The 17773-nt window shown below is 48.5% G+C and carries 17 protein-coding genes; 13 read left to right on the top strand and 4 right to left on the bottom strand.

What is annotated here, in order from left to right:
- The first annotated feature begins 16 nt into the window (after positions 1-16).
- From VGA08_02525 to VGA08_02490, 8 genes are all read left to right on the top strand, one after another.
- Positions 17-973 (top strand): PrgI family protein, encoded by a 957-nt coding sequence (locus VGA08_02525; protein HEX9679473.1) that lies wholly within the window; start codon positions 17-19, stop codon positions 971-973.
- Positions 974-1050: 77 nt separating this feature from the next.
- The gene (locus tag VGA08_02520; protein ID HEX9679472.1) at positions 1051-1425 is read left to right on the top strand and encodes a four helix bundle protein; all 375 of its coding nucleotides are present in this window, start codon (positions 1051-1053) and stop codon (positions 1423-1425) included.
- Between the two features lie 60 nt (positions 1426-1485).
- Positions 1486-2352, top strand: coding sequence for a hypothetical protein (locus tag VGA08_02515; GenBank protein ID HEX9679471.1), 867 nt, complete (start codon positions 1486-1488; stop codon positions 2350-2352).
- Between the two features lie 10 nt (positions 2353-2362).
- Positions 2363-2755 (top strand): four helix bundle protein, encoded by a 393-nt coding sequence (locus VGA08_02510; protein HEX9679470.1) that lies wholly within the window; start codon positions 2363-2365, stop codon positions 2753-2755.
- A 52-nt stretch (positions 2756-2807) separates the two neighbouring features.
- Positions 2808-4742 (top strand): DUF87 domain-containing protein, encoded by a 1935-nt coding sequence (locus tag VGA08_02505; protein ID HEX9679469.1) that lies wholly within the window; start codon positions 2808-2810, stop codon positions 4740-4742.
- A 3-nt stretch (positions 4743-4745) separates the two neighbouring features.
- A complete protein-coding gene (locus VGA08_02500) occupies positions 4746-7373 on the top strand; it encodes a hypothetical protein (GenBank protein ID HEX9679468.1) in 2628 nt (875 codons plus the stop codon).
- Positions 7374-7411: 38 nt separating this feature from the next.
- On the top strand, positions 7412-8644 hold the full coding sequence (locus tag VGA08_02495; GenBank protein ID HEX9679467.1) for a phage tail tip lysozyme: 1233 nt from the start codon (positions 7412-7414) through the stop codon (positions 8642-8644).
- Positions 8634-9302, top strand: coding sequence for a hypothetical protein (locus VGA08_02490; protein HEX9679466.1), 669 nt, complete (start codon positions 8634-8636; stop codon positions 9300-9302). The genes VGA08_02495 and VGA08_02490 overlap by 11 nt, the downstream gene beginning before the upstream one ends.
- Here the strand turns inward: VGA08_02490 and VGA08_02485 are convergent.
- The 3 genes from VGA08_02485 to dnaA all read right to left on the bottom strand — a co-directional run bounded on the left by VGA08_02485 (position 9290) and on the right by dnaA (position 13071).
- Positions 9290-10351, bottom strand: coding sequence for a DNA replication/repair protein RecF (locus tag VGA08_02485; protein ID HEX9679465.1), 1062 nt, complete (start codon positions 10349-10351; stop codon positions 9290-9292). The two genes, VGA08_02490 and VGA08_02485, sit on opposite strands and share 13 nt — an antisense overlap.
- 17 nt (positions 10352-10368) lie before the next feature.
- The gene (dnaN, locus tag VGA08_02480) at positions 10369-11457 is read right to left on the bottom strand and encodes a DNA polymerase III subunit beta (GenBank protein ID HEX9679464.1); all 1089 of its coding nucleotides are present in this window, start codon (positions 11455-11457) and stop codon (positions 10369-10371) included.
- Between the two features lie 261 nt (positions 11458-11718).
- Positions 11719-13071, bottom strand: coding sequence for a chromosomal replication initiator protein DnaA (gene dnaA / locus VGA08_02475; GenBank protein ID HEX9679463.1), 1353 nt, complete (start codon positions 13069-13071; stop codon positions 11719-11721).
- Between the two features lie 302 nt (positions 13072-13373).
- Here dnaA and rpmH point away from each other — a divergent pair, with 302 nt between their 5' ends.
- Genes rpmH through VGA08_02455 form a run of 4 tightly spaced genes read left to right on the top strand, consistent with a single transcriptional unit; the run spans position 13374 to position 15266 of the window.
- Positions 13374-13511 carry a 50S ribosomal protein L34 gene (rpmH, locus tag VGA08_02470; GenBank protein HEX9679462.1) on the top strand — a complete coding sequence of 46 codons (138 nt, stop codon included), beginning with the start codon at positions 13374-13376 and terminating at the stop codon, positions 13509-13511.
- Positions 13512-13517: 6 nt separating this feature from the next.
- Positions 13518-13877, top strand: a complete 360-nt coding sequence (rnpA, locus tag VGA08_02465) for a ribonuclease P protein component (protein HEX9679461.1) — start codon at positions 13518-13520, stop codon at positions 13875-13877.
- Between the two features lie 34 nt (positions 13878-13911).
- A complete protein-coding gene (locus tag VGA08_02460) occupies positions 13912-14766 on the top strand; it encodes a YidC/Oxa1 family membrane protein insertase (GenBank protein HEX9679460.1) in 855 nt (284 codons plus the stop codon).
- The gene (locus VGA08_02455) at positions 14763-15266 is read left to right on the top strand and encodes a R3H domain-containing nucleic acid-binding protein (GenBank protein HEX9679459.1); all 504 of its coding nucleotides are present in this window, start codon (positions 14763-14765) and stop codon (positions 15264-15266) included. The genes VGA08_02460 and VGA08_02455 overlap by 4 nt, the downstream gene beginning before the upstream one ends.
- Before the next feature lie 9 nt (positions 15267-15275).
- Here VGA08_02455 and VGA08_02450 read toward each other — a convergent pair whose 3' ends face one another.
- The gene (locus VGA08_02450; protein ID HEX9679458.1) at positions 15276-15548 is read right to left on the bottom strand and encodes an ArsR family transcriptional regulator; all 273 of its coding nucleotides are present in this window, start codon (positions 15546-15548) and stop codon (positions 15276-15278) included.
- A gap of 165 nt (positions 15549-15713) precedes the next feature.
- Between VGA08_02450 and VGA08_02445 the strand changes: the two genes are divergently transcribed.
- A partial coding sequence (locus VGA08_02445) for an SGNH/GDSL hydrolase family protein (GenBank protein ID HEX9679457.1) occupies positions 15714-17773 on the top strand: 2060 nt, incomplete at its 3' end.

Raw genomic sequence — 17773 nt, 5'->3', positions numbered from 1 at the left:
TAATACTTAAGCTAATATGGCAACCTATAAAATCCCCCAGGACGTCGAGGCTGAAGACAAGCTGCTTGGCCCATTTACCCTCAGACAGTTCATTTACATAATTATTGTTTTTATATCCGGTTGGCTCAGTTTTCTTTTGGCGCGCAATTCTATCACGTTGGTGTTCTTGCCGTTAACTATCACACCCGCCCTGTTCTTTGGACTATTAGTTGTCTTGGGCGTTAAAAATTCGGCCCAGCCAGCTGAGAGCTACTTGGCCTCGTTGGTTAGATTTTACTTTAAGCCCCATAAGCGCATTTGGAATCAGGAAGGCGTTATGGAAAACGTTCGGATTACTGCTCCAAAATCAGTCGAACTGCATCAGTCCGACAATCTTAGTACCGGCGAAGTTAGAAGCCGGCTTAAGCAGCTAGCCACTACCATGGATTCGCGTGGATGGTCCAGCAAGGATCCGCGGTTCCAAACTAATATCGTAATACCGACCCAGTCTGTTATCGAAGGCGATCGACTTATCTCGCTTAGCCAGCTGCCGGGCCAATTAGCCCCCCTCGAGATCCACCCCCAAGACGACGTTATGGACGAATCCGCCAGCCCAATTGCGGCTCATTTTGACAAGATGATCAAGGACCAGCAAAAACACGTGATTGACGATGCTGTCGCACACATGAACGACCCGAGTTTTAACCCCTATCCTCAAATGACGCAGCGCGTCATCCAGCCAGTAGACGACGATAGTATCCAGGGATCGGTATCTAGGAATAAGGCTGGGAATAAAAAAACCAGACCAAAAAAAACCGAAGCTAACCATATTCCCAAATACCAGTTCCAAGATTCCAGCGCGGCTGCGTCGGCGCCTGATCCGGCCATTACCAATCTGGTCAACAACGCCAGCGATCTCAGTGTTCAGACCCTGGCCACCGAAGCGCAGCGGCTGAAGTCGCTCGAATCTGGAGATGAAATTTCTCTGCATTAGCAGAGAAAAACTATCAATTATCAACTTGCAACTGGCAAGCATACGAATAGGTATAGAGAGGTTATAATGTTTGTTGTATGCATCGGAGTCAACAAACAAAAGTGGCTACTAAGCCATTCGATCTAGAGGATCGAACGTTGCTTTTTGCTCGCTTATGTCGTGATTTTTGCGGTAAACTACCCCGATCTGTTTCCAATCACGAATATATAAAACAACTCATACGCTCTTCGGCTTCAGTTGGCGCTAACTATATAGAGCACAGAGAATCGCTTGGTTCCAAAGATCGGCTAATGAGACTTAGAATTTCCCGCAAAGAAACTAAGGAATCCATTTACTGGCTCAAGTTGGTTGACACCCCAGATAATGCTATGCTTGAACGTAGACAAGAGCTGCTAGTCGAGGGGTATGAGTTACTCAAAATTCTGAGCAGCATTTTGGAGAAATCAAAATGAAGGAATTGTCAGTTGTTGGTTATCAGTTGTTGGTTATGGCCTATTTAATTGGTGGGCGAGATGCAGCCGGATAATCAAGTTCAACCCAATCAAGGTCAGGTGGGCCCCCAACCAACCAATGTTCCACCCACCCCAGGGGCCCCGGTTCAAGGCACACCGCCGGCCGGGATGGTAGCGGCCAAGAGCACCAACCCCAACAGCACACAAAATACCCTCCACATTGCCGAGATAAGGGACGGGATTGTCATCATGCGTGACGGTTCGTACCGTTCGGTGGTAATGGCCCAATCAATCAACTTTGATCTTATGAGCCCGCAAGAACGAGAGGCGGTCGAGTATGGCTACCAAGGATTTTTAAACTCACTGTATTTTCCCATTCAAATTTTTATCCGATCAAAAAAGATTGATATGCGTCCTTATTTGGAAAAATTAGTCCAGTTGCGCTCCGAGCAGGAAAATATGCTACTCGGGCTGCTAATGGAAGACTATGTCGCTTATATTGACGCTTTGGTGCAACAAACCAATATTATGGATAAGCAATTTTATGTGGTGGTACCTTACTTTCCAACTATCGATATCAGCAAGCCGGTCGAGGCCGGCAAGAAGGTATTTAGCGGATTCTTTGAACTGTTTAAAATTAACAAGTCGGCCGGCAATGAGGTTATAACGATTAACGAGGGCGAGCTTGGTAAGGCCAAACAAGAACTCAAAAATCGTGTCCAGAGCGTTGTCGGCGGGCTGAACCAAATGAGCGTCCAGGCTATCCCGCTGGACACACAGGAGTTGATCGAGCTGTATTATGATGTTTATAACCCCGACACAGCCACTAGGCAAAATCTAAGAAACGTAAGTGATTTGGAAGCCCCCATCGTTGAGAAAGGCGAGTCGCCGGCACAGCCAGAGCAGTATACGGGAAGTAGTATTTAGGAATATGGAAATGGAAAGTCCAACAATTAGCAAGATCAAGAAGTTCACCGACCTGCGAGCCTGGCAAGCAGGCCATCAATTGTTACTAGATATTTACAAAGTAACATCCAGCTTTCCGAGGTCAGAAGATTACGGCCTGACAAGTCAATTGAGACGCGCCATCGTATCAGTTACATCGAATGTCGCCGAGGGTTTTTCGCGCAATACACGTGGAGATAAGGTTCAGTTTTACACTATAGCTATTAGTTCATTGACCGAAGTTGAGAACCAGTTAGTCATCGCGAGAGATGTAGGATACATTAACACTTCGGATTTTACAAAGTTAGTTAAACAAGTTGAAGATACCCAAAAGTTGATATCCGGTTTAATTAAAACAGCCAGAAGCTGGGGCGATAAAAAATGACTTCTTTCCTTATTCCCAAATACTATTTCCTAAATACTGTTGAGGTTGTCTAGTGGCCCTTTTTGGTAATAAACAACCTCAACATGATCCGATTGATTTGGCCGCATATCAGCGTGCCCGAGAGCAAACTGAGGTCGAACAAGAGTTTAGAAAAGGCGTTACGGCTCTTAGAGACTTCATCGCGCCGAGTTCAATCGAGCTCGAATCCGGCCATTTTAGAATCGGTACGCGCTACGCCCGAACATTCTACGTCTATGGTTACCCCCGGCAAATTTACACCGGCTGGCTGTCACCGATTATCAATGTCGATGAAGAAATAGATATTTCCATGTTTGTCTACCCGGTGGAAAGCCAAGTCGTGCTCCAAAACCTCAAGAAAAAGGTCGGGCAGCTGGAAGCCGGTATCCAGATTAACGCCGAAAAGGGCCGGGTTAGAGATGTCGGTCTGCAGGCCGCTATTCAGGATGCCGAAGAGCTAAGGGACAAGTTGCAAATTGGCGAGGAACGTTTCTTTAGGTTCGGTTTTTACTTTACGATTTATGCCGGCAGCCTAGAGGAGCTTGATTTTGTCGAACACAAGATTGAAACCATCCTGGGCCAGCAGTTGGTTTATTCCAAACCGGCCACAGTCCAAATGGAGCAAGGTTTTAATTCCACTATCCCTCAGGCCTTGGATCAATTGCAAATTCGTCGCAATATGTCGACCGGCGCGCTGTCTACCAGCTTTCCTTTTACCTCGGCCGACTTAACGGACGAGGACGGTATTCTTTATGGTGTCAATATGCACAATTCCGGCTTGGTCATATTTGACCGTTTTCGGCTGGAAAACGCCAACTTGGTGGTTTTTGCCAAATCGGGTGCCGGTAAATCGTTTGCGGTCAAGCTGGAGGCTCTGCGCTCCATGATGTTTGGCACCGAGGTTATTATTATCGATCCGGAAAACGAGTATCAACGGATGTCGGACGCCGTCGGCGGCTCTTACGTCCGGCTGAGTCTTAGCTCACCCACCCGGATTAACCCATTCGATCTGCCCCAAGTAGTTGAAAAGGAAGACGCCGACAACGCGCTTCGCGCCAATTTGATCAGTTTGCACGGCTTGCTCAGATTGATGATGGGCGGCGCCCAAGCTCAAGCGGCCGCGGCCGCCAGCGGCGGCGTGGCCATGCCGGCGCTCAGTCCGGTCGAGGAAGCCGATCTAGACCAAGCCTTAATCGAAACGTACGCTAAAGCCGGTATCACCAATGACCCGTTGACCCACCGCACTCCGCCGCCGACGATCAACGACTTGTATGAAACCCTGCTGCACATGGGCGGCACCGGCCCGCAACTAGCCCAACGCCTGAGAAAATACACCAGCGGTACGTTTGCCGGTGTCTTTTCGCAGCAAAGCAACGTTGACATCAACAACAGCTTAGTAGTGTTTAATATCCGCGATCTGGAGGACGAGCTCAGACCGGTAGCCATGTATATCGTGCTTAATTACATTTGGAACAAAACCAAGACCGACCGCCAAAAACGCATGCTGGTGGTTGACGAGGCCTGGCAGCTGATGAAATATGAGGATTCGGCCAATTTCTTATTCTCCTTAGCCAAACGGGCCAGAAAATATAATTTGGGGTTAACCGCTATTAGCCAAGACGTCGAAGACTTCATGAGCTCCAAGATGGGCCGGGCGGTGGTGGCCAACAGCTCGATGCAAATCCTGCTCAAACAATCGACTTCAGCCGTCGACGTTCTGGCCGATACCTTCAAACTGACCAGCGAAGAAAAGAAGCGCCTGGCGCAGTTTCCGGTCGGACAGGGGCTACTGTTTGCCGGTCAAAATCATGTCCATATCCAGGTTATCGCCAGCGCCACCGAGACCTCGCTTATCTCAACCGACCCGAAGCAATTAAAAGCTATTGAGCAACTGTCGCAAATAAATGAGCCTGAAACGGCAGTAACACAGCCGAATCAAACCGACCAGCCGCAAGTGATGGAGATTTAATAAATGGCAACCAAGACTGATCAGCCGCCCGACACCGACCCCAACCCCATCCAGGACGACTACGACCAGAAGTTCAATGACAAGACCGCGCCGGAAAATTATGCCAACACGGCGAAGGAACCGGATCTGCAAAATAAAGAAGACGCCGCGGCAGACCAGACTACCAGCGGCAAAACTGCATCGTCCGGCCTAGCCGGGTTAGAACAAGGTTTCTACAGCCAGTCCCCCCAGCCAAAGGCCAAAAAGCGCTTGAGCCTTCGGAAGAGTTGGAAGCGCTATGCCCTGATAAGCTCTGTGGTCGGACTGGTAGTCGGGGGATTTGGACTCATTATTACCTCGCTGTTGCCGCTGAAATTTAGCTTTATTTTTGAGAACCTTGACGACGTAACCAACGTGAACATGAACTCGATTTTTGACCGTCGGTCGGACAAATATAAAATCGCTTACTTGCGAGCTCGTTTGATGGAGTTTGATAAACCAGGTACAAGTGAATGGTTCCGGGCAAGGAGCGTTGATACCGACCGGCCCCTGACTGATTGGTACCGGACTCTTAGGACTAGCGACTTCGAGGCCAGAGTGTTCAATGATCACGGCACTTTTTTTGAAACGCGGGCGGGGCCCGACGGCCGGCCTCAACTAGCCCGGATTACCGTCGGCGATGATTTTGGCGAAATCACGGCAAGAGAGTTCCGAGCGGGAGAGATTACCGCCAATAACATTGAGGGTTTTACAGACGAATTGTTTGACAGCGACAAAGCCGCCCGTCGAGCAATTAAGGAAACTGTCAACGACAATACCCGGTGGTTTCAGGTTATTAAACGCCACAATGTCAGGCGCAATCTCCAAAATATGAACGGTGTCAGACGTTGGCGATTCTTTGAGGGAACCCGGGAGAAACTGGAAGTTCATCGACGCAATTTCCGGATAAAACTCTGGGAAGGTATCAAGACTAGCTTGCGCAGCGGTCTGTTTATTGGCTGCTTATTCAGCAACTCAAGGTGCTCTAATTCGTCCGACCCCGTTAACCCTAAGAATGACAGCCTCAACCTCAACCTTGACGGATCAGTTGTGGGTGAAGACTTCGGCGATCAGGCCTGCAGCGATACTCGGACCACCAACTGTGTGCCAGGTGGTGACTCGGACAACCGCCCCTTACAAAAAGAAATCCAGGAAGAAATCGATAATGCTGCCAAAAATGCTGGCACTAGTCCTGATACACCAAGCAGCCCGCGTAAAGTTCTTGTAGCCAAAATAGCTTCTAAACTACTCGGTGTAATCAATCTAGCTGACACGCTCGATGTCTTGGTGTCAATACATAACAATTTCTTAAAAGGTACTTTTAGCAAGATGATAACTGTCGCTCGGGCCGCCCAATACACCGCTGTTTATACTCAGTTTAAAATCATGTCGGATCAAATTATATCCGGTGAGGACGTCAGCGGCGAGGAACTGACGGCCGCCTATGAATCCTTGGAGGGTTTTGAGGCCAGTGAGGCTCATCAAGTCCTGATAGAAAAAAGGCCGATTGACCAAGCCAAAAAAGCCGATTGGTGCGAGCTCGATCAAGCCAGAATAGAAGCCGAGGAAAAAATCAAGAACAAGCCAACCTACCAGTACTTTTGCGACGATCAAAAGGCCGATGCCACAAAGTATGCAAAAACCATCGAGGCCACCTACAACAACAGTGTTGGCATATTAATACAACCTATTGCGTCAACGTATGGCTTCATAATAAGTATTCCCATTTTTGGAGACTTAGTAGAAGCAGTGATAGACCTTTTTAATACTATCGCCGGCGGTGTGATTAACTTTGTCTTAAGTCTTATACCTGGCGCCCAAGCTGGCATAGAGTGGGCAGTTGGCTGGATAACGGAACGCGTACTAGCGTTCTTTGGCGGTTCGCCGATAGTTGACGGTACTCAACAGGGCGGCGAATTAACAAACATCCTGGCGGCTGGCTCGATCATCACGGCGGAAAACACTCTCCGCTTTGCCGGTGCAAGGGCCGCTACCGAAGAAGATCGGGCATACGTTGAGCAGTTGGCCACTCGGTTTGATCAAGAACGTCAAGACTCCTCCGATCTAACGGGACGGATTTTTGCCCTGGATAACCCGCGCTCACTAATCGCCAGGCTTATCGCCATTTCTCCAACTTCTTATCAAAGCACGCTAAGTGGAATCGCTTCACTGCTTAGCCCGGCTAAGCTAATAGCCTCCGCCTACGGCAATGTCGCCGCCTCTGTTTGGCGGCCGGTTTATGCCCAGTCGGTCGAAACGCCGACCGAATTTGCCGGTACAACCCAATATGCCTTTCCTGAAAGCGTTTTGGAAATGGATCCGGCCGACGTTACTCCGCAAAATTGTTCCAACGTCCACCAGGTATTAAGAGCCGCTGGTGCCTCTGTTGCCGAAGCAGGTCAACTTGTTCCGTTAAGCTGGGAGCTGCTGACGGATCAAGACGCTTTTTGGAATGCCACCCACAGCGCGCTAGAAAAGCTGCTTACGACCGAAACCGAATTAAAGGAGTACGACGACTACGCGCAGTCAATCTATAACCTCTGTTTGCTCGACGCTCAGGTAATGAATTCTATGGCCTCGCTCTTCACCGATGCCGATGATGGGGGACTTTAACTTTGATCGGCCGCTTATATCGATACCTGTCCATCATTATGATCATTTGGTTTAGTTTTTTTATACCGACCAACGTGATAGCGATCAACGACAATGACAGAGAGGCGATATTAAGAAATCATGTATTTTATGACGCCGATGATGAGATTTGCGGCGTCGACGGTATTGTAGCTGGCGGTAATAATCTAGAAGTTGTCTGGAATTATTTCATAACTCACGGTTTCTCCCAAGAGCAAGCTGCAGGTATTATTGGCAACCTACTCGTTGAATCGGCTGGTACTTTAGACCCGCGTATCAGGCAAGGCGGCGATTTTGTTGAAGATCCTAACGATCCGTCCGGCCAAAAGGGTAGGGGTATTGCCCAGTGGACCTTTAGTGAACGGTGGCAAACTCTGCTTCGTTATGCCGAGGCCCTGAATAAGGACCCTCTGACATTAGATTTACAGCTGGATTTTATTATGTTTGAGATGACAGGTCAGCCACCTGCACCAGGAGTAACAGGTGGTTCACGAGCAAATGCTTTTGAGATGCTTACAGCCACGCAAACCGTGGAAGATGCGGCTGTTGCGTTTGCTCGTTACTATGAAGCTAACCAACTCTCAATTGACTACGCGGAGGGTAAGATTAGTTACGAACAAGCCTTCCGCTATCGCATAAGCCCAGCTGAAGATGTGTATGAGGATCTGGCAGGGACTAGCGGCAGCACCGGTGTAACTTGCGGTGGGGGTGATCTCGATCTTGAAATAATTAAAGGAGATACAACAGAGGTACCATGCCAGGGGCAGATACTTGGAGAGCAGCTCGTTGATGGTTATGATGATGGGTCCAGATACAGGATTAGGATATGCCAAATTGCACTGCCCGACGGCAGTGCCGGCCCTTGGGTGAATTCGCAAATTTCCGGAGTTTATTATCAGATGGCCCAGTCAGCGTCGGCTAGTGGAATTTCATTGCGTGGTGGGGGTTTCAGGACCATGCAGGGCCAGATAGATGCGCGCATAAGAAACGGCTGCCCGGATATTTATAATGCACCGGCCAGTTCTTGCCGAATACCCACCGCACGACCGGGTTATTCTAACCACCAAATGGGTTTTGCGGTCGATATGAGCAGTATCCCAGTCTCTTGCCCGCATGAGATAATAATTGACGGACGAAGCTTTTGTCAGGCACCGGGCAACGCAACGTGGGAATGGCTAACGGCCAACGCTGGCCGGTACGGCTTATATCAACTAAGAACCGAGATCTGGCACTGGTCAATTGATGGAACCTAACAATAACCAACTACTAGAATTGATTTTGCGCAATCGCGCTTTGGCCTTTGCTCTTGCTATCATTGTGGTAGTCATCCCGCTAATAATCCTCATAATCTCTTCCAGTACACGCGAGGAGCCTTTCCAGCTCATTTCGGTGAGCCCTCAAGCTGAAGTTTCAACTAATCAGTTCGCTACAACTTTTACTTTTGAGTTTAATCGCGAAATGCCGTTGGTCCAAAGCGATGTGTTCAGCGTTGTTGTTGACCAAAATGTGAAATATATTTACGGTATTTTAGAAAACAAATTGACTATCAACTTGAGTAACTTGCTGCTCAATGATGAGCAGACTTATACGATAACGATTAGCAATCTGACCAGCAGATCGGATGAGCTGATTAATGAATTGACTAAAGAATTTACCGTCAACCTATTACCAGCTACCAGTGATTTCCTGTCAGATTTACCATATTCCGGAAACGGCTTTAGTATTATCAAAATATCTGATAGTAGTCTACTCGTTAACATTACTAAAAAACCCGAAGGAAAGGTTGAAGCCGCCGCGTTAGCTCTGCTGGAAGAAAATGGTATAGACTCGACTAAGTTTAATATCGACGTCAATCTACCCAGCGAACAAGAGTTTGAAGATGATAGCAACCTAATACGTCACTTTGAATAGTAAGTTATCGGAATCACATTAGCTCTTTTCAAAAAATGTGCTACAACTGCATCAGCGTCAGTTGTAGTTATTATTGTTTGATGTTCCAAGACCTGTTCCGACAACCGCCTACGCCGGGCACCGTCGAGCTCGCTAAAAACATCGTCGAATAATAATATTGGCTTTTGTCCGCTGCGGCTTTCCAGCAGCTGGATTTCAATCAGCTTGCTAACTAGCACCAAGCTCCTAACTTCGCCCCGCGAGGAACTGTCGCTGCTAAGACTGTTACCAAGTTCGATTCTTAAGTCGTCCCGGTGAGGCCCACAGGAAGTAAACCCCAGATGAATATCACGCTGGCCTTGGAGGTGCGAACTAAGTTTAGTTTGGTAGGACTTAGGCGGACTTAGATTACTGTCGTAACTGAATTTAACTGTCTGCTTAGCGCCAGCTATGAGCGAGTATATCTTACCGGCTTTTTGGTTCAGTTTTTGTATAAGCTGCAGGCGCCACTCGACAATCTTGCCCCCTAACTCGCTCAATCGTACGGCCCAAACAAACAGTTCGTCCGGGTCAGGATTAGGGTACTTAAGCAGGTTATTCCGCTGCAGCAACGCTCGTTGGTACTGCGATAGTACCGAGGTCGCTTCTGGCTCTAATTTAGACACCAGATCGTCTAAAAACCGGCGCCTTCGCTCCGGCGATCCGTTAACCAGACGTAAATCGTCGGGAGTAAACAAAACGACTGGTATTTTGTCGTCTAGGGTAAGACGGCGCTTGGTCAGACCATCAAGCACGAATTCTTTTTTGGGCGGTTGGTCTCGTCGCAGCTTGATTACCCGGCTGCCTTTATCGGTTGTCAGCTCAACTCGGGACCACGGCTTTTTGTGCTGGATTAGTTTGTCGGTCGTCCCGCGAAATGACTTGCCCTGGCAGCCGAGATAGATGCTCTCAAGGAGGTTGGTTTTGCCGCTAGCATTGGGGCCAACCACAATGTTTACCCCTGCTTCCAGTTCGAATACTTGCTCCTTATAGGACCGGAAGTTATTAAGCCCAACCCCAGTTATTATCATGGCGCCTAGTATAAGCCCTAGCTCTTAAGCGGCATGATGATATGGGTAGTTTCGTCATTTTCTGCCGGTGTTAATACACACGGGCTGACCTTGCCGCTAAAGCGGAACCTTACCGCCTCGCCTTCGGTCGCGTTGAGTGCTTCAATTAGATATCTTGAGTTAAGTGTCACCTTGCCTTCACCCTCTGTCTTGGCCTTAGCCTTGGATGTATTCTCTCCAACTTGGGACGCCACGGAATTAATACTTATCTCCCCTTGGCTAACTTCCAGCGTAACACTACCAGCGCTCTCCCGGGCGAACAAGCTGGCTACTTTTGCGAGGTTTAGAAATTCAGCTTTTTTAATCGTAAAGCTCGCTTCGCTGTCTGGGCTGATCAACTGTCGGTACTCTGGAAACTGGCCTTCGATTTGCTTGGTTATTAGCGTGCTTTGGTCGTAGTCAAACTGGATTTGGGTATCATCGTAGATAACCATTACCGTACCCTGGCCGTCGCCAATAATTCGCACTACGTCGCCGAGCGCATTTGCCGGAATAATTAACCTGAACTCTCCGCTGGGCTTGCCACTAAGCTGTTTTTGTGCCAATCGATAGCTGTCGGTTGAAACCATATAAATTTTATTCTCGTGGGTGTGAATATAACCGCCGGTCAACACTGGTCGGGTTTCGTCGCTTGAGGCGCTGAAGATGGTTTGCTGGATGGCGTTTTTTAGCTCTTGCGCATCAACGCTGAACTTTTGGCTTTTACCCATGCTTGGTAACTCCGGAAACTCCTCGGCTGGCATCCCGTTTATGGTTGACGTATATTCACCGCTTTTAACATGTAGCTTCTGGTTTTCACCGGCTAACTCTACTAGCTCCTCCGGCAAAGAGTTAATGTAGTCATTAAACAGGCGGGCGGGGACTGTAATCGCTCCGGGTTGGCCGACTTTGCCACCGATTGTTTGCGTTATTGCAATCTCCAAATTAGTAGTCGTTAGGACAGTCTGCTTTGAGTCAACCTTGATTAAAACGTTTGCCAGCACCGGCAGAGCGGCTCGGCTGGTTGCGACTCGGCCTACTAACAACAATGCTTGTGCCAGCTTTTCTTGCTTCAGCGCAACCTTCATACTAATACCTCCTTATTTAATAACTTCGTATAAGTCGTAGTAGACGCTGGGGAAACTGTGTAAATAAGCCGGCGCAACAGTAACGGACTAAGGCCGCCAAACTGTTTAAAACCGATGCAAAACGCGCCCAAAAACAACACCAGCCTGTTGTTAATCGGCGAGCGGAGTTGCGTTTTTATAACAGTGTGGCCTGCCGTTGTGGATAAGAACCCAACTAATCCCAGGCCTGTCCACCTAGAAGGCGCGCCAAACGCACAACTTTTACGCATAAAGCCGCTCCTTAATATTATTAACATGATCGCGAATCAACGGGTCGAAGCGAATAGCTTTTTCAATTTTATCGATCGAGTGAATAGCAGTGGTATGGTCTTTTCGGCCCAACTCATGCGCGATTTTTGGGAAGCTTAGGTGTAACTCGCTTCTAAGCAAATACATTGCCACTTGCCGCGGTACCACGATGTCTTTGTCACGCTTGGGCCCGGTGATTTCCTCAATCGGCAGCTGGAAGTGTTTGGCCGTACGTTCCACTACGCCTTTGGCGGTAATGTGTTTTGGCCGTAGTTTAGTGCTGTTGAGCAGAGCCACCGCGGTATCGGTGTCGGGTTCTAGTCCGCGCATCTCGCAGTAGGCAATAAGCTGATTAAGCGCGCCCTCTAGCTCCCGGACGTTAGTTTGGACGTGGGTCGCCAAATATTCGACGGTGTCTCGTGGCAAATCAAAGCCGTGATGGGATGCCTTGATTTGCAAAATTGCGCAGCGGGTTTCAAAATCCGGCTGCTGGATATCGACCGTCATACCCCATTCAAACCGTGAGCGCAGCCGGTCGGTTAGGGTCGGAACGCTCTTTGGTGGCTTGTCGCTGCTGATGATAATTTGCTTGTTACTTTGGTGCAGCGCGTTAAACGTATGGAAAAACTCTTCTTGGGTTTTTTCTTTACCGGCGATGAACTGCATATCGTCCACTATCAGTACGTCGACTGAGCGGTACCGGTCGGCGAATCCCTTTTTCTTAAACCGGATGCTGTCGAGGAATTCATTAACAAAGGTCTCGGATGTAATATATACCACCGCAGCTTTAGGGTTTTTCTCAAGCAAGGCATTACCGACTGCTTGGATAAGGTGGGTCTTACCCAGTCCGACACCACCATAAACAAACAAAGGGTTGTACTTGACACCAGGGTTTTGGACTATTGCCTGACAAGCCGCATAAGCCAGCTCGTTGTTCGACCCGACGATGAAACTGTCAAACGTATACCGGGTATTCATGCCGCTGGGGGGCTGTCCAGCCGGTCCAGAACTTGCTGGGCTGGATCGCGGACGGATGTCGAGTTGGGCGGTCGGTTGTTGGCGGTTGTTTCCCCCGCCATTCGCACTTGAGTGGATTGTAAATTCAATGGCCTTAAACTCTGGCAACTTGGTTTTTAAACTGTCAACCACCAGGTCCTTAAATTTGGACTCCAACTGTTGTTTAGCAAAGATGTTAGGGACACCGATAGTCAGCTTACCCGCATCGTTTTCTATTAGGGCGGTGTTCTTAAACCACGTGGCAAAACTAGCTCGTGAAACACTGATCTCAATTTCACCCAGCACCGACTGCCATAGGCGTTCGTCCATGGTCTACCTAACACCCCTTGAGTTAAAAGCTACCTAACTACCATAACGAGATTTAGGTTTTTCCACAACCGCAACCGGGATTGTCACAAAAAGCCGCTCCTTCAGATTGATAGTTGTGCACAGTTCGTTGGCCCATCTGGAAAGTTGTGGACACGACAAAACTCTTTGTGGAAAATTAACGTTAATAAACAATTAGTCCGGCTTAGCAGCAAGGCGACCAGCTACTAGAACGGCTGAAGATGCAAACCAGTCGGCCGGGAGGTTTTTACATTTATCTATAATTAGGGTAGGATTGCCAAGTTATGCCCAAAAGGACCCATCAACCCAAGACCAGAAAACGACAGCGTGTGCACGGCTGGCGGGCTAGGATGTTGTCGGGTACCGGCCGAAAAGTTATCAAGTCGCGGCGGCTCAAGCAACGCTCAAAGCTGAGCGCTTGAACAACTATGATCAACCGCCGCCATCGCTTGAGTGACAGGCGTGATCTGGCAGTCGTCTATCGCCGCGGCCGCAGTGTCCGCGCGGGTCCGCTGTCTGTCCGGTTCCTACCAAATGACACTAAGCACAATCGACTGGCGGTAATCGTCAGCAAGAAAACGGCCAAATCCGCTCCGGCCCGCAATCGTATCCGGCGCCGGCTATTTTCTACCATGGCAAAACTCTGGCCTGAACCCACCAATGGCCACGATCTAATCGTTTCGGTCTTCTCGTCTGACCTAGCTAAAGTCGAGCAAGCCGAGCTGGAGCGCTTAGTGGCAGACTCGCTCGCTAAAGCTGGTCTAAAACCCGCCAAAAATGCCGACTGACAGGGGTGTTTAGCGTGTTATGATTATGTGAGCTATGTTTGAAACGCTAATCGTACAACCGATATTTAATCTATTGGCGTTTATTTACGCCATTATTCCTGGCCATGATTTTGGCCTGAGCGTCATTATTTTTACGATTGTAATTCGCCTAGCGCTTTGGCCGTTGCTAAAAAAGCAGCTGCACCAGACCCGCATCATGCGCGGCCTCCAGCCCGACATAAAAAAAATCAAGAGCAAAACCAAGGGTGACAAGCAGCGCGAAGCCCAGCTTTTAATGGAGTTGTATAAAGAGCGAGGTGTCAATCCATTTGGCTCGATCGGCATTTTGTTTGTCCAACTGCCCATACTGATTGGGCTCTTCCAGGGGCTGCGACGGCTGGCGGAGAACAAGGACACCATAATCGATCTGACCTACGGCTGGGTGCAAAACATCGGTTGGCTGAAAGATGTCAAACTGGATATCTCAAACTTCGATGAGCGGCTGTTTAGCTTGGTTGATCTTACTCGCAGCGGCTTCGGCGAGCTCGGTACTTACTGGCCCGTTTTATCACTGGCTGCCCTAGCTGGGCTTCTGCAGTTTTACCAGTCCCGCCAGTTGATGCCCAAATCAGACGATGCCCGCAGCTTGCGGCAGATACTCAAATCTGAAGCTGGCGGCCAGCGAGCCGATCAAGCGGAGATAAATGCCGCTGTCGGCCGTAACGCTCGCTATCTATTCCCGTTGTTGACTTTTATCTTTGCTAGTTCGGTGCCCGGCGCCCTGGCGCTGTATTGGGCCAGCGGCAGTGCCGTGGCTTTAATTCAACAGCGTCGGGTCTTATCGACCGACGTCGAGGAAATGGAACAGCAGGTGGTGGCCAAACCAAAGTCAAAAAGGTCTAAAAAATGATGGGTGATCCAATAACCTACGCCAAACAGTATCTAGAGGACTTACTCACCTTTTTTGGATTGAATGTCGACGTCCAAGCTAGCCATGAGGACGAGGTGATTGAGTTGTCCATACCCTCAACCCACCTCAACGGTTTTTTGATCGGACAACGAGGCGAGACCCTGCGCTCGATCCAGTTCTTGGTGTCTTCGGCGCTCAAGAACCAGGAGTTTGATTTAAATCGGGTTAACGTTGACGTGGCCGATTACAAACGCCACCGTCGTGAACGACTGGCTCGCCAAGCGGAGCAGTGGATCGAGGAAGTTAAGACTAGCGGGCAGGCCATGCCCTTAAGCCCGATGAACGCAGCTGATCGGCGGGTGGTGCATAAAACCGTATCAGATTACGGCGGGGTAGAAAGCGAGTCTGACGGCGAAGGCCGCGACCGTCATGTAGTCATCAAGCCAACCAGTAACGACTCTACCGCGGGACCCGACGCAACGGAAAAATCCGAAGACTGAGCCCTATATCTATAGGGCCGATAGGGTCTTAATGAACTTACGGCCTAGCGGCGTTATATGATGGGTCATAAAGCTTGATTGATATTTTTTAGAGATTAGGCCAGCCTGGCTGAGCTTTCGGGTGTGTTCGCTGGCCGTTCTAAAGTTAATTTTGAGCTCGTCAGCTAAATCGGTAACTGACTGATCGGGGTTTTCAATTAGACTGAGCATAATTCGCAGGCGGTGTCGATTAGCGCCGCCTTTTACAACGACAGTTAGCCAGTCTAGGTTGAGTTTATTCATAGACCACAATCTAACTCATTTAAAACCCATAGACAAGTTCTGCAGAACTTGTCTATGGGTTAATAACACTAGTGTTTAATAAAACGCTTATATTAATAATTATTTACTTGAAAGTTAGTCAAATAACTGATACGTTATGCGTTAATTTAAATATTTTTTTTCGCCATGTCCGGATTACAGCAACTACTCAGAATGTTCGTCTGTTTGCTAGTGACGATCGGCTTTCTAGCCTCGCTATTAAGGGCGCCGGCTCAAACCAAGGCCGACACCGCCACTTCCCCGTCTTGGATTACTGGCTTGTTAGTCCACCATGATGAAGTATTGCCGGCTGGCCAGAGCGCGCCCGCTGCCAGCCCAACCGGCGGCCATTGCCTGGACTATACCTTTAACTTTAAAGTCAAGCCGATCGGCCAAGCCGTCCAGTATAACGAGCAACCCGAGGCCTGCGCCGTAATCACGAACTACGGTATAGCCGCCGGCCGCTACCTTCACGAGAACGGAGAAAAATACGCCGGCCGGATGTCGCGCGGCAACACGGTTTATCTTCCGGTGCCAAACTCTAACAAGTTGCTAGAGATTAAAGGCGGCTTCTTCCCCAAAAAGCACCTGCACGTTTATCGAGATTTTATTAACCAATCACTGGTTCGGACTGAGAACAACTGGTTTATGACCTATGCGCCCTCCGGTTCACAGATTGTCCAAGATCAAGCTGGCAACCTCGTTAATATCGATTCGAACTTCCTCAAAACCTCAACCAACAGTTTATGGGCAATAGCGTTCTCGCCAAACAAAAGCTTAATTAGAGTCAATTTGGATTCGACCGAGCCTTTGCCGTTTGGTCTTTCGACCAAACCACTGACTGGCGCTGTGAGTAATAGTGGCCAATTTGTCGCCGCGCATTACATTAATGAAGCTACGCTGATTTACGATCTGTCTATATGTGGCTCAGTGCCATCGACGATTAATGGACCGGTAGATTGCGACGAAAGAGACATCAGCCAGTATCTGATTGATCAATTCGGACCAAATAATGGTGTTGAGCGGATCAAGTTTCTCGATGACTATCATTTGGAGCTTTACGTAAAACAGACCAACGCCAACAACGAGATCTATTTTAGAAAGGTGCAACTGACTTTAAATGGTCATCAAATAATCGATAACAGCTCAACTTATATCGCTATGGGCGATTCATTTGCCTCGGGCGAAGGAGACTTAGACGACAGTTGGTACGAACTAGGCACCGATGAGCCGGAGAACAAGTGCCACCTTAGCCGCCGGAGTTACCCGTACCTACTGGACCTAGCCTTAGGTTTTGAAGAATTCCACTCAGTGGCCTGTAGTGGAGCAGAAACTGTACACGTGCTTAATATAAGACAAAATAATGAATTACCACCCGTTAATTCTTTAGGAGAATGGCTACCAGGTGTTGTTCCTCAGCTAGAACTATTAAAATTCTCCCCACAATTTGTAACTATATCAATCGGCGGCAACGACCTAGGCTTTAAAGACAAACTCATTAATTGCCTACTACCAACAACTTGCGATTACGCCGACAACCCAGAAAAACGGGCTAACGTTGCTAAAGAAATCGCCAATTTGTTTAAGACTTTAACCAACGCCTACAAACAATTGGTGGTTAAAACCGACGCCCAAACTAAAATCTACGTAGTTGGCTATCCCCAAATTATTCAGCCCGCGGGTGCTTGTGGACTTAATGTCCACCTAGATTCAGCTGAAAGAGAGTTTGCTTACCAAACCGCTAAATATCTTAATCAAATCATTAAATTCGCCGCTGCAAGAGCAGGTGTTTACTATCTGGACACAGAAAGTGCTTTTGGTGGATTTAACCTATGTAGCGGGGTGGATGATCAAGACATGGTTGTCAACGGTTTATCTATTACCAACACACCGGCTTTTAGACTTAATAACGGCTGGCTGAGTTTTGGCGGCCGGGCCAAGTTTGTTTTACCGGGTTTTAGTGAAAGTTATCACCCCAACCCTAATGGCCACCAGTTACTAAAGCAATCAATTATGGCGCTGACAGACAACAATCCGGCACTATTTAATGTTTGCGTCGAATCGGCCGTCAAAGTTTGCCCACAGGATGCCCAGATCCCATTGCCTAATGAAACTTACTGGGGCCAGTCGACTGTCGATTTTGTTGCCAGCCTCAATAATAATGAAACTGCAGGCTCATTGCCGCCGATTTACCATAAGTTATTAGA

The sequence above is a fragment of the Candidatus Saccharimonadales bacterium genome (assembly GCA_036397795.1).
Taxonomy (GTDB): Bacteria; Patescibacteriota; Saccharimonadia; order Saccharimonadales; family DASWIF01; genus DASWIF01.
The sequence above is the reverse complement of the archived record's forward strand: the minus strand, read 5'-3'. Positions and strand labels throughout refer to the sequence as shown.

Coding starts and splice junctions, on each gene's coding strand:
- VGA08_02525 (HEX9679473.1), top strand. CDS start 17: ATGGCAACCTATAAAATCCCCCAGGACGTCGAGGCTGAAGACAAGCTG.
- VGA08_02520 (HEX9679472.1), top strand. CDS start 1,051: ATGCATCGGAGTCAACAAACAAAAGTGGCTACTAAGCCATTCGATCTA.
- VGA08_02515 (HEX9679471.1), top strand. CDS start 1,486: ATGCAGCCGGATAATCAAGTTCAACCCAATCAAGGTCAGGTGGGCCCC.
- VGA08_02510 (HEX9679470.1), top strand. CDS start 2,363: ATGGAAAGTCCAACAATTAGCAAGATCAAGAAGTTCACCGACCTGCGA.
- VGA08_02500 (HEX9679468.1), top strand. CDS start 4,746: ATGGCAACCAAGACTGATCAGCCGCCCGACACCGACCCCAACCCCATC.
- VGA08_02495 (HEX9679467.1), top strand. CDS start 7,412: ATGATCATTTGGTTTAGTTTTTTTATACCGACCAACGTGATAGCGATC.
- VGA08_02490 (HEX9679466.1), top strand. CDS start 8,634: ATGGAACCTAACAATAACCAACTACTAGAATTGATTTTGCGCAATCGC.
- VGA08_02485 (HEX9679465.1), bottom strand. CDS start 10,351: ATGATAATAACTGGGGTTGGGCTTAATAACTTCCGGTCCTATAAGGAG.
- dnaN (HEX9679464.1), bottom strand. CDS start 11,457: ATGAAGGTTGCGCTGAAGCAAGAAAAGCTGGCACAAGCATTGTTGTTA.
- dnaA (HEX9679463.1), bottom strand. CDS start 13,071: ATGGACGAACGCCTATGGCAGTCGGTGCTGGGTGAAATTGAGATCAGT.
- rpmH (HEX9679462.1), top strand. CDS start 13,374: ATGCCCAAAAGGACCCATCAACCCAAGACCAGAAAACGACAGCGTGTG.
- rnpA (HEX9679461.1), top strand. CDS start 13,518: ATGATCAACCGCCGCCATCGCTTGAGTGACAGGCGTGATCTGGCAGTC.
- VGA08_02460 (HEX9679460.1), top strand. CDS start 13,912: ATGTTTGAAACGCTAATCGTACAACCGATATTTAATCTATTGGCGTTT.
- VGA08_02455 (HEX9679459.1), top strand. CDS start 14,763: ATGATGGGTGATCCAATAACCTACGCCAAACAGTATCTAGAGGACTTA.
- VGA08_02450 (HEX9679458.1), bottom strand. CDS start 15,548: ATGAATAAACTCAACCTAGACTGGCTAACTGTCGTTGTAAAAGGCGGC.